This window comes from Janthinobacterium sp. C22, from assembly GCF_057919405.1.
Genome location: NZ_CP193659.1, coordinates 1,153,135 through 1,166,347, shown reverse-complemented (window position 1 = coordinate 1,166,347; position 13,213 = coordinate 1,153,135). Strand labels below are relative to the sequence as shown.

11 protein-coding genes are annotated in these 13,213 nt (G+C 63.4%); 6 read left to right on the top strand and 5 right to left on the bottom strand.

Going from position 1 to position 13,213, the window contains the following annotated elements; all coding sequences use genetic code 11:
• Positions 1-19 precede the first annotated feature (19 nt).
• The gene (locus ACRHIG_RS05230; protein ID WP_232731233.1) at positions 20-1,414 is read right to left on the bottom strand and encodes a peptidylprolyl isomerase; all 1,395 of its coding nucleotides are present in this window, start codon (positions 1,412-1,414) and stop codon (positions 20-22) included.
• A 103-nt stretch (positions 1,415-1,517) separates the two neighbouring features.
• Entirely contained in the window at positions 1,518-3,698 is a 2,181-nt protein-coding gene (locus ACRHIG_RS05225; protein WP_489629555.1) for an LPS-assembly protein LptD, read from the bottom strand.
• Between the two features lie 172 nt (positions 3,699-3,870).
• Here ACRHIG_RS05225 and ACRHIG_RS05220 point away from each other — a divergent pair, with 172 nt between their 5' ends.
• The 5 genes from ACRHIG_RS05220 to ACRHIG_RS05200 all read left to right on the top strand — a co-directional run bounded on the left by ACRHIG_RS05220 (position 3,871) and on the right by ACRHIG_RS05200 (position 9,250).
• Complete coding sequence (locus ACRHIG_RS05220) at positions 3,871-4,938, top strand: aminoglycoside phosphotransferase family protein (RefSeq protein WP_489629554.1); 1,068 nt, start codon at positions 3,871-3,873, stop codon at positions 4,936-4,938.
• 62 nt (positions 4,939-5,000) lie between these two features.
• Positions 5,001-5,720 carry an N-acetylmuramate alpha-1-phosphate uridylyltransferase MurU gene (gene murU, locus ACRHIG_RS05215; protein WP_475414145.1) on the top strand — a complete coding sequence of 240 codons (720 nt, stop codon included), beginning with the start codon at positions 5,001-5,003 and terminating at the stop codon, positions 5,718-5,720.
• Entirely contained in the window at positions 5,720-7,042 is a 1,323-nt protein-coding gene (locus ACRHIG_RS05210; RefSeq protein WP_489630746.1) for an aminopeptidase P N-terminal domain-containing protein, read from the top strand. The genes murU and ACRHIG_RS05210 overlap by 1 nt, the downstream gene beginning before the upstream one ends.
• Positions 7,043-7,051: 9 nt before the next feature.
• Positions 7,052-8,194, top strand: a complete 1,143-nt coding sequence (locus ACRHIG_RS05205; RefSeq protein ID WP_489629553.1) for a UbiH/UbiF/VisC/COQ6 family ubiquinone biosynthesis hydroxylase — start codon at positions 7,052-7,054, stop codon at positions 8,192-8,194.
• Positions 8,195-8,269: 75 nt separating this feature from the next.
• Positions 8,270-9,250: a GGDEF domain-containing protein gene (locus ACRHIG_RS05200; RefSeq protein ID WP_489629552.1), complete on the top strand. Its 981-nt coding sequence runs from the start codon at positions 8,270-8,272 to the stop codon at positions 9,248-9,250.
• Between the two features lie 131 nt (positions 9,251-9,381).
• On the opposite strand, the gene ACRHIG_RS05195 is transcribed toward ACRHIG_RS05200, so the two are convergent.
• The 3 genes from ACRHIG_RS05195 to ACRHIG_RS05185 are packed head-to-tail and all read right to left on the bottom strand — an operon-like array spanning position 9,382 to position 12,296.
• Positions 9,382-10,836 carry an NAD(P)(+) transhydrogenase (Re/Si-specific) subunit beta gene (locus ACRHIG_RS05195; protein ID WP_489630745.1) on the bottom strand — a complete coding sequence of 485 codons (1,455 nt, stop codon included), beginning with the start codon at positions 10,834-10,836 and terminating at the stop codon, positions 9,382-9,384.
• Positions 10,837-10,844: 8 nt separating this feature from the next.
• On the bottom strand, positions 10,845-11,159 hold the full coding sequence (locus ACRHIG_RS05190) for an NAD(P) transhydrogenase subunit alpha part 2 (protein WP_034745644.1): 315 nt from the start codon (positions 11,157-11,159) through the stop codon (positions 10,845-10,847).
• Positions 11,160-11,183: 24 nt separating this feature from the next.
• Positions 11,184-12,296 (bottom strand): Re/Si-specific NAD(P)(+) transhydrogenase subunit alpha, encoded by a 1,113-nt coding sequence (locus tag ACRHIG_RS05185; protein WP_099411321.1) that lies wholly within the window; start codon positions 12,294-12,296, stop codon positions 11,184-11,186.
• Between the two features lie 411 nt (positions 12,297-12,707).
• Here ACRHIG_RS05185 and ACRHIG_RS05180 point away from each other — a divergent pair, with 411 nt between their 5' ends.
• Positions 12,708-13,187 carry an NUDIX hydrolase gene (locus tag ACRHIG_RS05180; RefSeq protein ID WP_010401817.1) on the top strand — a complete coding sequence of 160 codons (480 nt, stop codon included), beginning with the start codon at positions 12,708-12,710 and terminating at the stop codon, positions 13,185-13,187.
• Positions 13,188-13,213 lie beyond the last annotated feature (26 nt).

Sequence of the window (13,213 nt, the reverse complement as noted above, 5' to 3'; positions counted from 1 at the left end):
GCGCAATGAATCAGCAGCATTACTGGTCGTCCGCGCGGAATTCGACGTAGGCACGGTCGCGCACTTCGCGCGCCCAGTTTTCCGTCGCTTCTTCCAGCTTGCGTTCGCGCAAGGCATTGCGCGCGGCGGCGCGCTGCTTCTCTTTCGAGACGTCGTCGCTCTTGCGTTCCAGCACTTCGATCAGGTGGAAGCCAAAGCTCGATTCGATCGGCTGGCTCACTTCGCCCGGTTTCAGCGCATTCATCGCCGTTTCAAATTCCGGCACGGTGTCGCCTGGATACAGCCAGCCCAGGTCGCCGCCCTTGGCCGCGGAACCGTCGTTCGAGAACAAACGGGCCAGGTCTTCGAATTTGGCGGCCTTGTTGTCGAGACGCTCCTTCAATTCCAGCAGTTTGCGCTTGGCTTCGGCCGCCGACAGGGTCGGCGTCACTTTCAGCAGGATGTGGCGGGCATGCGTTTGCTGCACGGCGGCCACGGCTTGCGCCTCGGCAGCGCTGCGGCGGTCCACCAGCTTCAGGATATGGAAGCCCGTGTTGCTCTTGATGATAGGCGTGATCTGGCCTGGCTTCAATTTCAGCAACTGTTCCGTGAACAGGGGCGGCAGGCGGTCGCTCTGGCGCCAGCCGATATCGCCGCCGCTCAGCGCATCGCTGGCGTCGGAATAGGTAGCGGCCATCTTGGCGAAATCGGCGCCCGTGCGCAGCTGGCGGCTGACTTCTTCGGCGCGCGCGCGGCGGGCGGCGATTTGTTCGGGGCTGGAATTTTCCGGAATGCGCACGAGAATTTGCGCCAGGTTCATCTCCACCTGTTCGCTGGCTGCCGCTTTTTCCGCTTCCAGGAAGTTATCCACCTCGGAATCGGAAATCTGGATCTTGGCGTCGACTTCGTGCTCGCGCAGGCGCTGCATGATGATTTCATCGCGGATTTCTTCGCGGAAGGTCGCAAACGGCGTGCCTTCCTTTTCCATCTGGTTGCGCAGCTCTTGCACCGTCATTTTTTGCTGTTCAGCAATACGGCCAATCGCGCGGTCCAGGGTCAGGTCATCCACGCGCACGCCCATTTCCTTGGCCAGCTGCATTTGCGCGCGTTCAACAATCATGCGCTCTAGCAACTGGCGGCGCAGGTCGGCAGGGTCGGGAAGCGGGATATTCTGCGCCTTCATGCGCTGCTCCACGCTCTTGATGCGGGCCGCCACTTCATTGCGCGTGATCACATCGTCATTGACGACGACGGCGATGGAATCGATGGTCTGGCCACTGCTCGACGCGGGGGGCGTGAAGCCCTTGACCGGCGCTGGGGCAGCGGCAGCGGGCTTGGCCGCAGGCGCTGGCGCAGCCTGTTGCGCCCAGACACTACTGGTCGTGGCGCCGGAAATGGCGCACAACAAAACCGTTGCAATTTTGAGTTGGTGCATACTGGCATTACGCATAATGTGTAGAGCGCTCATGAGTTCAGGTGAATAAAAAAACCGGTTTGTGCCAGCGCCGGGAACACCGGCGGCGGCAACGGTGCCTATCTTAACGGAGTGGCTGGCTCAGTGTCTGGTAACCAGGGATGGTTTTTGTAAAAGTTTCCAGGCCATTCGCGCCCAAGCCCAGGCCACTCGACAAGCCCGTCAATTCCAGCTGGAAGAAGATCGGTGTCGAGACAGTCTTGTTCGTCGTCACGAAACGCTGCGCCCCCATGCGGAACACCCAGCAGTCGCCCTTGTATTCCAGGCCGACCAGGCTTTCCAGCATGCTGCGATCCTTCACGGAATAGCTGATGCGTCCCACGCCATACAGGCGGTCCGTCAACGGCCATTGGGACGACACTTCAACATTGCGCCAACCAGCATCTCCACGCTGGAAACGATTGCCAAAATTCAATACCTTCTTGGCACCGGGCTGATATTGCAAGGTGTAGTTGTAGCTCACCAGTTGGCGGTCGCTGGGATTGTACTGCACCAGGCTGTCGGCGGTCCAAGTCTCGGACACGCGGCCCGTCGCGGCCAGCAGGATATCCGAACGCGACTGATTCACGGGCGTGCTCGAATTGAGCTGCACGCGCTGGTCGGCAAAATAGAAACGCTGGCCGAAGGTCAATCGCATGCGCTCCGTGCCGTCCGCCTGCAGGAAGCGCGACACCAGGGCGGCCGTGACCTGGTTGGCGTCGCCGATGCGGTCGCTGCCGACAAACCGGTTTTCCGTGAAGATCTGCGTCAGGTTGAACGTGCCGGCGGCCGTATCGAAGTTCGGAAACTGCGACTGGTCGCGGTACGGCGTATAGACGTAGAACAGACGCGGTTCCAGGGTTTGCGTGCCGCCCTTGGCGCCAAACAGATTCGTGTCGCGTTCAAACACCAGCCCGCTGTCGACCGAGAACGTCGGCACGGCGCGCGTAAACGAGGTCGACGGGAACAGTGCCTTGGTCCTGGCGTCATTGTCGAGCTGATACGCGCTGGCATTGAGCATCAGCTTGGGCGTGATGAAGTAGCCAGGGCGCAGGATGGGGAAACTCACTTGCGGCACGGCCACGAGGCGCGAGCCTTGCACCAGAGTCGGATGCGCGAAGCGCGTCGCTTCCGCGTCGAAGGTCCAGTCGAAGCCGCCCCAGACATCGTACTTGCCAGCATGAAAGTTCACCGCCGGCAAACGGTCATACGGACGCGTGACGGTCAGGCTGGGATTGTTGACTGCATCGGGATCCTGCAGCACCTGGTAATTCTGCACGCGCGCCGTCAGGCTCCAGTCCTCGGTGCGGTAGTCGGTGCGCAATTCGCGCAGCAACTGGCGCTCGGTGGCGGTGGCGACGGTTTTCGAAAAATCGTTCGGGTAATTATTGTCGGACGCTTCGCGCAGATCCCAGCTGTAACTCCAGTCCTTGGCCAGCGCCTGCTCATGCTTGGACTTGATCATGTAGCGGTTGGTCTTGGTCTGCTTGTCGTTAGGCAAGAACTCGAACGACGTTTCGCCCTGGTACAGGCCGGCATCCGTCTCGCCCATGTAGCGGCCCGTCGCCCCGAGCTGGATGCCGCGCCGCTGGATATAGCGCGGGTACAGGGTCAGGTCGCGGTTCGGCGCGATGTTCACGTAGTACGGCATCAGCAGTTCGAAACCGTTCTTCGAGGCAAAGCCTGGCGTGGGCGCCAGCCAGCCCGAGCGGCGCGCACCCGACAGCGAAAACGAGATGCCCGGCGTGCCCAGGATCGGCACGTCCTTGAAATAGATGATGGTCTTGCTGCCGGTGCCCACGTCGCGGCCCGTGTCGAGGTTCAAGGTGCTCGATTTCAGGTACCAGTCAGGATTCGGTCCCTCGCAAGTACTATAGGTGCCGTCGATCACAGTGGCTTCATCGGGATTGATGAAGTCGACGCGCTCGGCCTTGCCCTGGCCGCCGCCCACTTCGAAGCGGTAAGTCGGGTTGAGCAGGAAACCCTTGCCGGTCTCCATGTTCAGCTTCAGGACGTCGCCCGTGTAGTAATCGCCGAAACGCCACATCTTGATATGGCCCTCGGCATCGAACTGATCTTCAACTTGTTTGTAACAAGCTGTATCGGCCGTCATTTTTGTGGTTTTTCCGCGTTCAATCACGACATTCTGGTCGAGATTGATCTCCCGCTCCGGGCGTCCGTTCATGCTGTTCGCCGTCATGACGGTGGGCGCGTCGGGATCTTCCACATGCACCGGACGCGGTGCTTTCTGGGCGTGGACAGGCACCGTCGTGGCGGCGACGAGCGCGCTGATGGCGAAAGCCCAGCGCTGCGAAGGGGGAGGCCGAAAACCAGCTCATGAATTGGAAGGGGCAAGCACCATTGACAGGCGATTTTTTGATTTGAATCCCTTATTATATGGGAATCTGCACCATCAACCCGATTCCACAGGCCGCTTAATGTCATTCTCCCCCAATTCCCCTGCCGCGCCGGCATCCGCCGACGCTCGCCTGACCCTGTTGAAAGCCTGGTTGACCTCGCTTAACCTCGTTTCTCCCGATTCCGCCCGCCCCGCTTCCAGCGATGCCAGCTTCCGCCGCTACTACCGTCTCGATGTGCTGCCAGGCAATGCAACATTGCCGGGAAGTACACTGGTCGCCATGGATGCGCCGCCCGAGCGCGAAAACGTGCCCGCCTTTGTCAAGGTGGCTGGCTTGCTGAAAAGCGCCGGCGTGTCCGTGCCCGACATCATCGCGCAAGACCTGGAGAATGGCTTCCTGCTGCTCTCCGACCTGGGCACGACCACCTATCTCGACGCCTTGAACCACGACAATGCCAGCGTGCTGTACGCCGAAGCGCTGGAATCGTTGATGAAAATCCAGCTGGCCAGCGCCCCCGACGTGCTGCCCGAATTCGACCGCGCCTTCATCCTGCGCGAAATGAATCTGTTCCCGGAATGGTTTATCGGCAAGCACCTGGGCGCCACCTTGACGGATGCGCAACAAACCCAGCTGGACAAGGTCTTCGAGGCCATCACGGTGAATATCTTGTCGCAGCAACAAGTATTCATGCACCGCGACTACCATTCGCGCAATTTGATGCACATCAACGATGGTTCGATCCCCAATCCCGGCATCCTCGACTTCCAGGACGCCGTCTTCGGTCCCGTCACCTACGACATCGCCTCGCTGCTGCGCGACGCGTATATCCAGTGGGACGAGGAACTGGTGCTCGACTGGGTGATCCGCTACTGGCAGCGCGCCAAGCAGCTGGGCTTGCCCGTCAATCCCGACATCGACGCCTTCTACCGCGATTTCGAATTCACGGCCCTGCAGCGCCACCTGAAAATCCTCGGCCTGTTCGCGCGCCTGAACTACCGCGACGGCAAGGATCTGTACATGGGCGACCTGCCAACCGTGCTCGACTACGTGCGCAAGACGGCCAACCGCTACACGGAACTCAAGCCGCTGGTGCGTTTGCTCGATGCGCTGGAGAATAAAACGCCGCAAGTCGGCTATACGTTCTAGGCACTTTCCTGCTGCGCGGCCTGTCCGCGCAGCCGACTTACCGATACTGAAAACGACTACCCATGAAAGCCATGATCTTTGCCGCAGGCCGCGGTGAACGGATGCGTCCGCTTACCGATACCTGTCCAAAACCGCTGCTGAAAGTGCGCGGCCGCCCGCTGATCGTCTGGCATGTGCTGAACCTGGTGCGCGCCGGCATCACGGACATCGTCATCAACCATTCCCATCTGGGCCACCTGATCGAAGAGACCCTGGGCGACGGCAGCGCGTATGGCGCGCGCATCGCGTATTCGCCGGAAAGCACGCCGCTGGAAACGGCGGGCGGCATCGCCCAGGCGCGCCACTTGCTGGGAGAAGAGCCGTTTCTCGCCATCTCCGGCGACATCTATTGCCCCTATTTCGACTTCAAGCAGGTGCTCGACGTGCTGGCCGACAAGGATGTGCTGGGCACGCCGTATCCGGCCGACCAGCGCGACATCGCCTGGACCTACCTGGTGCCCAATCCCGACTTCCATCCCAAGGGCGACTTCGGCCTGACCTTGTTCTCGATCAACAATACGGACGACACCAAATGGACCTTCGCCAATATCGGCGTGTACCGTCCTGAAATGTTCGACGGCATCGCACCGGGCAGCCACGCCAGACTGGGCGATCTGCTGCGCCAGTACGCGGACCAGGGCCGCGTGGGCGGCGAAGTGTATACGGGCGAGTGGACCAATGTCGGCACCCCAAAGCAACTCGACGCGCTCAACGGCGCGACAGCCAGGGCACCGGCGGCATGATGGCCAATTACGCGGCACGGCGGGCGGCGCTGCTGGCACAGATGCTGCCGGGCAGCGTGGCCATCCTTGCCACAGCGCCCGAAGTGCCGCGCAACAGCGATTGCGATTATCCGTACCGCCACGACAGCTATTTCTATTACCTCAGCGGTTACACGGAACCCGACAGCGCCGTGGCGCTGGTGGCCGCCAGCGCCACGGCGCCCGCGCGCGCCATCCTGTTTTGCCGCGCCAAGAACACGGAGCGCGAAATCTGGGATGGTTTCCGCCATGGCCCCGAGGCGGCGCGCGCCAGCTTCGGTTTTGACGCCGCCTTCCCCATCGAGGAACTCGACGCGGAAATGACGCGCCTGCTGGCCGACTCCCCCGCCATCTACTATGCGCTGGGCGGCAGTCTCGATGCGCAGGTGAAGCTCTGGCGGCACAACGTGCGGCAAAAGGCCCGCAGCGGCGTCACGGCGCCGGCCATGGCGATTGAACTCAACGGCATGCTCGACGCCATGCGCCTGCTGAAAGACCCGGAAGAACAGCAGCTGATGCGCCGCGCCGCCGCCATTTCCAGCACCGCCCACGCGCGCGCCATGCGCGCCACGCGGCCCGGCCTGCACGAATACGCGCTGGAGGCGGAGCTGCTGTACGAATTCCGGCGCAGCGGCGCCCAGTTCCCCGCGTATTCCTCCATCGTGGCCGGCGGTGGCAACGCCTGCATCCTGCACTACAGCGCCAACAATGCGGCATTGAAAGACGGCGAACTGGTCTTGATCGACGCCGGCTGCGAACTCGATGGCTACGCCTCCGACATCACGCGCACCTGGCCCGTCAACGGCCGTTTCAGCAGCCCGCAGCGGGCGCTGTACGAGCTGGTGCTGGCGGCGCAGCAGGCGGCGCTGGACATGGTGCGCCCCGGCTTGCCGCACAGCGCCATCCACGAGGCGGCCGTGCAGGTGCTGGCGCAGGGCATGCTGGACCTGGGTTTGCTGGAGCGGCAAAAAAACGGCGGCGTGCAGGACGTCATCGCCGACAAGGCGTATATGCCCTTCTACATGCACGGCACCAGCCACTGGCTGGGCATGGACGTGCACGACGTGGGCGCCTACCGCGACACGGACGCGCCCGGCAAGCCGTGGCGCGCGCTCGAAGCGGGCATGGTGCTGACGGTGGAACCGGGCATCTACGTGCGTCCCGGCGCCGGCGTGCCGGAGCAGTTCTGGCATACGGGCATCCGCATCGAGGACGATGTGCTGGTCACGCCGCAAGGCCATGAAGTCTTCAGCACGGCGCCCAGGAGCGTCGCTGAAATCGAACAACTGATGTCACAGGATTAACCCCGCCGCATGCATACACCGTCCACTTTTGATCTCGCCATCTGCGGCGCCGGCCCCGTCGGCATGGCCCTGGCCGCCCTGCTGATGCAGCGGGGCAGCCGCGCCGCCGGCATCGCCCTGCTCGACGCCAAATCCCTCGAACAGGCCAGGCGCGACCCGCGCACCATCGCCCTGTCGCACGGCAGCCGCCAGATACTCGAGGAAGCGGGCGCCTGGCCCATGGAGGCGACGCCTATCCACCAGATCCACGTGTCGCGCCGCGGCCAGTTCGGGCGCAGCCTGATGGACCGCAGCGAGCATGGCGTCGAGGCGCTCGGCTACGTGGCCCGTTACGGCGCCGTCGTCAGCGCGCTGGCCGACGTGTGCGAGCGCCTGGGCGTGGCCAGCCTGCGCCCGGCCATGGTGACGGGCAGTGAGGAAGACGCCGACGGCGTGTCCGTGCAGATCGACCAGGCGGGCGCCCCGTCTAGCTTGCGCGCCAGCCTGCTGGTGCAGGCCGAGGGCGGCCTGTTCGGCCAGCAGACGGAACGCGCCGTCAGCCGCGATTATGGCCAAAGCGCCATCATTGCCCATGTGCGCACAAGTAGCCCCATCGCCCACCGCGCGTACGAGCGCTTTACCGATGAGGGTCCGCTGGCCCTGCTGCCGCAGGACGACGGCTACGCGCTGGTGTGGTGCGTGCCGCCCACGCGCGCCGAACAATTGCTGGCCCTGGACGACGCTGCCTTCCTGGCCCGCCTGGGCGTCGCCTTCGGCAGCCGCCTGGGACGCTTTACGCACACGACGGCGCGCCTGGCCTATCCGCTGGGCCTGAACGCGCAGGCGAACGGCACGGCGCGCACGGTCACCATCGGCAACGCGGCGCAAACCCTGCACCCGGTGGCGGGACAGGGCTTGAACCTGGGCTTGCGCGACGCCGCCGTGCTGGCCCGCGTGCTGGCGCAGGACAGCAGCCCCGCAGCGCTGGAACGCTACGCCAGCCTGCGCCAGGCCGACAGGGGGCTGACCGTGCGCGTCACCGACACCATGGCGCGCATCTTCACGGGCAGCGCTCCCACGCAAGGCTTGCTGGGCCTGTCGCTGGGCTTGCTGGACGCCTTCCGCCCGGCGCGCAAGAGCCTGGCAGAACTGATGATGTACGGCCGCCGCTGAGCCTTATCAATAAGCAAAGAGCTCGGGCGAAAAAGAAACAGGCGGGCGATCCGGCATGGAGTAAACGGCCCGCGGATGCGACAATGGCTGTCACCTGGTTTTTGGCGACCGTTCCATGACAGATGCATTGCCCGCAGCACCGCCTGCAGCTCTTCCCGAAGTGCTTTTTCCCGCCTGCTGGAAGACGCCCTCGACGCCGTCATCATCATCGATGAACATTGCCGCATCCGCTATATCAATGGCGCCATGCAGGCGCTGTCGGGCTATGCCGGCGGGGAATTGCTGGGCCAGACCCTGAACGGCCTGCTGCCCGACGCCGTCGGCGCGCAGCACGACAACCACGTGATCAACTACATCCGCAGCTCGCGCACGTCCAGCGTGCTGGGCAAGATACGCGAATTCGCCATCCGCCACCGCGACACGCAAATGATCCCCATCGAAATGAAGGCGCTGGACCTGGGCGTGGTCGACGGCATGCGCTATTTCGGCGCCTTTTTGCTCGACGTGCGCGAACGGCGCGAACTGGCGGCAAAGAACGCCAGCCTGCTGGCGCAGCTGGAACAGCAGGCGCTGCACGATGCGCTGACGTCGCTGCCCAACCGGCGCGCCTATGAAGCGCAAGCCGCGCAGGCGATGGCGCGCGCGGCGCGCAGCGGCGCCGCCCTGACCGTGGGCGTGGCCGACCTCGACCATTTCAAGAAGATCAACGACCGCTATGGCCATGCCGTGGGCGACGCCGTGCTGCGCACGGTGGCGCAGGCGCTGCGCGACACGGGACGCATCACCGACGTGGCGGCGCGCCTCGGCGGCGAGGAGTTCGGCCTGCTGTTCCCCGACGCCAGCCTGCGGCAGGCGCACCAGGTGGCCGAACGCATCCGCGCAGCCGTGGCGGCGGCGGTCACCGTGCTGCCCGACGGCGGCTCGCTGCAGGTGACCATCAGCATCGGCGTGGCCTCCCTGACGGCCGGCGCCACCCTGGACGCGGCCATGTCGGATGCCGACAAGGCCCTGTACGCGGCCAAGCACCAGGGACGCAATAAGGTCGTCGCAGCCTGAAAACAAGCGTAGGTCGGATTAGGCGGGGCCGCCGAGGCCGAAGGCCGTAATCCGACAACATTGTTGGCCCCAATACGTCGGATTACGCGGGGCTTTGCCCCGCTAATCCGACCTACGGCAAAAAATACCGCTTATTCGACTGCCTTGAGCATATCCTCGATCACCTTCTTGGCGTCGCCAAACACCATCATCGTGTTCGGCTGGTAGAACAGGTCGTTGTCCAGGCCCGCATAGCCGGACGCCATCGAGCGCTTGTTGACGATGATGCTCTTGGCCTTATAGGCTTCGAGGATCGGCATGCCGGCGATCGGCGATTTCGGGTCCTTCGCCGCCGGGTTGACGACGTCGTTCGCGCCCAGCACCAGCACCACGTCCGTCTGGCCGAATTCGCCGTTGATGTCTTCCATCTCGAAGACCTGGTCGTACGGCACCTCGGCTTCGGCCAGCAGCACGTTCATATGGCCCGGCATGCGCCCCGCCACCGGGTGGATCGCGTACTTGACGGTGATGCCCTTGTGCGTGAGCTTTTCCACCAGTTCTTTCAGCGAGTGCTGCGCGCGCGCCACGGCCAGGCCGTAGCCGGGCACGATGATGACGGTTTCCGCATTGCTCATGATGAAGGCGGCATCGTCGGCCGAACCGGATTTGACCGGACGCTGTTCCTGCGCGCCGGCCGCGCCGGCCGCCGGCGCATCGCCGCCGAAGCCGCCCAGGATGACGTTGAAGAACGAGCGGTTCATGGCCTTGCACATGATGTACGACAGGATCGCGCCGGAAGAGCCGACCAATGAGCCGGCGATGATCAGCATCGAGTTATTCAGCGAAAAACCGATACCGGCCGCGGCCCAGCCCGAGTAACTGTTGAGCATCGACACCACCACCGGCATGTCGGCGCCGCCGATGGGGATGATGATCAGCACGCCCAGCGCGAAGGCGATGAGGGTCATGATGACGAACGGCGTCCAGGCCGGCTCGACGCCATCGGCGAAGCAGAACGCCAGGCCCAGTCCCACCATCACCAGCGCCAGCACCAGGTTGAGCATGTGCTGGCCCTTGAAGCTGACGGGCGCGCCCTGGAACAGGCGGAACTTGTATTTGCCCGACAGCTTGCCGAAGGCGATCACGGAACCGGAAAACGTGATGGCGCCGACGAAGGTGCCGATGAACAGCTCGAAGCGGTTACCGATCGGCAGCGCCTGGCCACGCTCAGCGATATTGAAGGCCCACGGTTCCGACACGGCCGCCACGGCGATGCAGACGGCCGCCAGGCCGATCAGCGAGTGCATGGCCGCCACCAGTTCCGGCATCTTCGTCATTTCCACGGTTTTCGCCAGGTAGGCGCCGATGGCGCCGCCCGTGACGATGCCGATGAGGACGAGGGTCAGGCCCATGCCGCCCGTCTGCTGTTCCTTCAGCTTCAGGATCAGCGCCACGGTGGTGACGGCGGCAATGGCCATGCCGCTCATGCCGAAGGCATTGCCGCGGCGCGCCGTCGATGGCGACGACAGGCCTTTCAGGGCCTGGATGAAGCACACCGAGGCGATCAGGTACATCATCGTTACCAGGTTCATGGTGACGAAGCTCATGGCGTGACTCATTCTTTTGCTCCTTGCTTGGCCTTCGGTTCTTTTTTACGGAACATCTCGAGCATGCGCTGCGTGACGAGGAAGCCGCCGAACACATTGACGGCGGCCAGCGCCACGGCCAGCGTGCCGGCCACTTGCGCCAGCGGGCCATCGGTCAGGCCGGCCGCCAGCATGGCGCCGACGATGATGATGGCGGAAATGGCATTGGTGACGGCCATCAGCGGCGTATGCAGCGCCGGCGTGACGGTCCAGACGACGTGGTAGCCGACATAAATGGCCAGCACGAAGATGATCAGGTTGGTGATGGTGTGACTGATTTCCATGATGTTGTTCTCTCCGGCGCCGGGTTATTTTCTGAGGATGTCATTGCCCGCGCAAACCAGGCTGGCCTTGATGATTTCATCCTCGCGGTCGATCAGCAATTGATCGTCCTTGTCGATGATGAGCTTTAAGAAGTCCAGCACGTTGCGCGCATACAGGGCCGAGGCGTCGGCCGCCACCAGGGTCGCCAGGTTCGGCTCGCCTACGATGTACACGCCGTGCTTGACGACCGTCTTGCCCAGCTCGGACAGCGGGCAGTTGCCGCCCTGCTCCACGGCCAGGTCGACGATGACGGAACCGGGTTTCATGGCTTTCACCGTCTCTTCGGAAATGAGCACGGGCGCGGCGCGGCCGGGAATCAGTGCCGTGGTGATGATGATGTCGGCCAGTTTCGCCCGTTCGTGCACCAGTTCGGCCTGGCGGCGCATCCAGTCGGCCGGCATGGCGCGCGCATAGCCGCCCGAACCCTTGGCGATTTCCTTTTCTTCATCGGTGAGGAAGGGCACGTCGAGGAACTTGGCGCCCAGCGACTCCACCTGCTCCTTGACGGGCGGGCGCACGTCGGACGCCTCGATGACGGCGCCGAGGCGCTTGGCCGTGGCGATCGCCTGCAAACCGGCCACGCCCACGCCCATGATCAGCACGCGGGCCGCCTTGACGGTGCCGGCCGCCGTCATCAGCATGGGCATGAAGCGCTGATAGGTATTCGCCGCCACCAGCACGGCCTTGTAGCCGGCGATGTTCGCCTGCGACGACAGCACGTCCATCGACTGCGCGCGCGTGATGCGCGGCACGGCTTCCAGGGCGAAGGCGGACAGGCCCGCCGTCGCCATGGCAGCGATATTGTCCGCGTCAAACGGGTTCAACATGCCGATCAGCACCGTGCCGCTGGCCATCAGGGCCCGTTCGCCGGCGTCCGGTGCGCGCACCTTGAGCACGATGGCGCAGCCATAGGCTTCCTGGGCGGTACCGATCTGCGCGCCGGCGGCGGCATACGCGTCGTCGGGAATCGAGGCTTGCAGGCCCGCCCCCGACTGCACGACGACTTGATGCTTGGCTGCCAGCTTCTTGACTGTCTCGGGCGTGGCTGCCACCCGGGTTTCACCAGGCCGTGTTTCGGCCGGTATGCCTATCCTCATGATGCCTCCGCTAATTGATAAACTGACTAGAATCTAACACGGAAAGCAGCGCGTTAAACGTTTGTGAAGCAGCAACTTTTAGTCGTACGACACTAATTTCATCCGCATCCATGATTTGTTTCACCATGCGGCGCGGCGCCCATATTGTGGGAAAGGTGTGTCAATCTCACCACAGTCGAGCAAGCGTGCGCGCTTGTTTTGACCACAGGGAAAGCCTATATTAGCGGGCGCTTCCTGCCATCTTGCCAACTAAGCCCCCATGCTAGTGCGCTCCCCGGGAAAGACGTAAGTACCTCCCACCGCTATTTGCTAAAACGTTGTCATTTATCAATATGTCCGCGCAACAAAAGGCCGGCTTCAAACCGCGCGCGCAGAACAAGATAAAATGTCGGCTCTTTCAAGGATGGAATCATGCCGAGAATCTGGAAACCCTCTGTCACCGTGGCCGCCATCGTCGAGCGCGATGGCCTGTTTTTACTGATTGAAGAAGAGACCAGCGAAGGCATCAAGCTCAACCAGCCAGCCGGCCACCTCGACCCGTTCGAGTCGCTGGAACAGGCGGTGATCCGCGAAACGCTGGAAGAAGCGGCCTACGATTTCATCCCCACGGCACTGGTCGGCATGTACATGTCGCGCTACCAGTCACTGCGCACGGGCGAGGACGTGACCTATCTGCGCTTCACCTTTTGCGGCACGGCCGGCGCCGAGCACGACCGACCGCTGGACGAAGGCATCATCCGCACCCTGTGGATGACGCGCGACGAGCTGGCGGCGTGCCAGGAACGCCACCGCAGCCCGCTGGTGCTGCAGTGCGTGGACGAATACCTGGCCGGCCGGCGCGCGCCGCTGGCCCTGCTGCACACGCATGCGTCCGTTTTCAATAGCGCATAGCAATACGCATTGCCATATTATTAAAG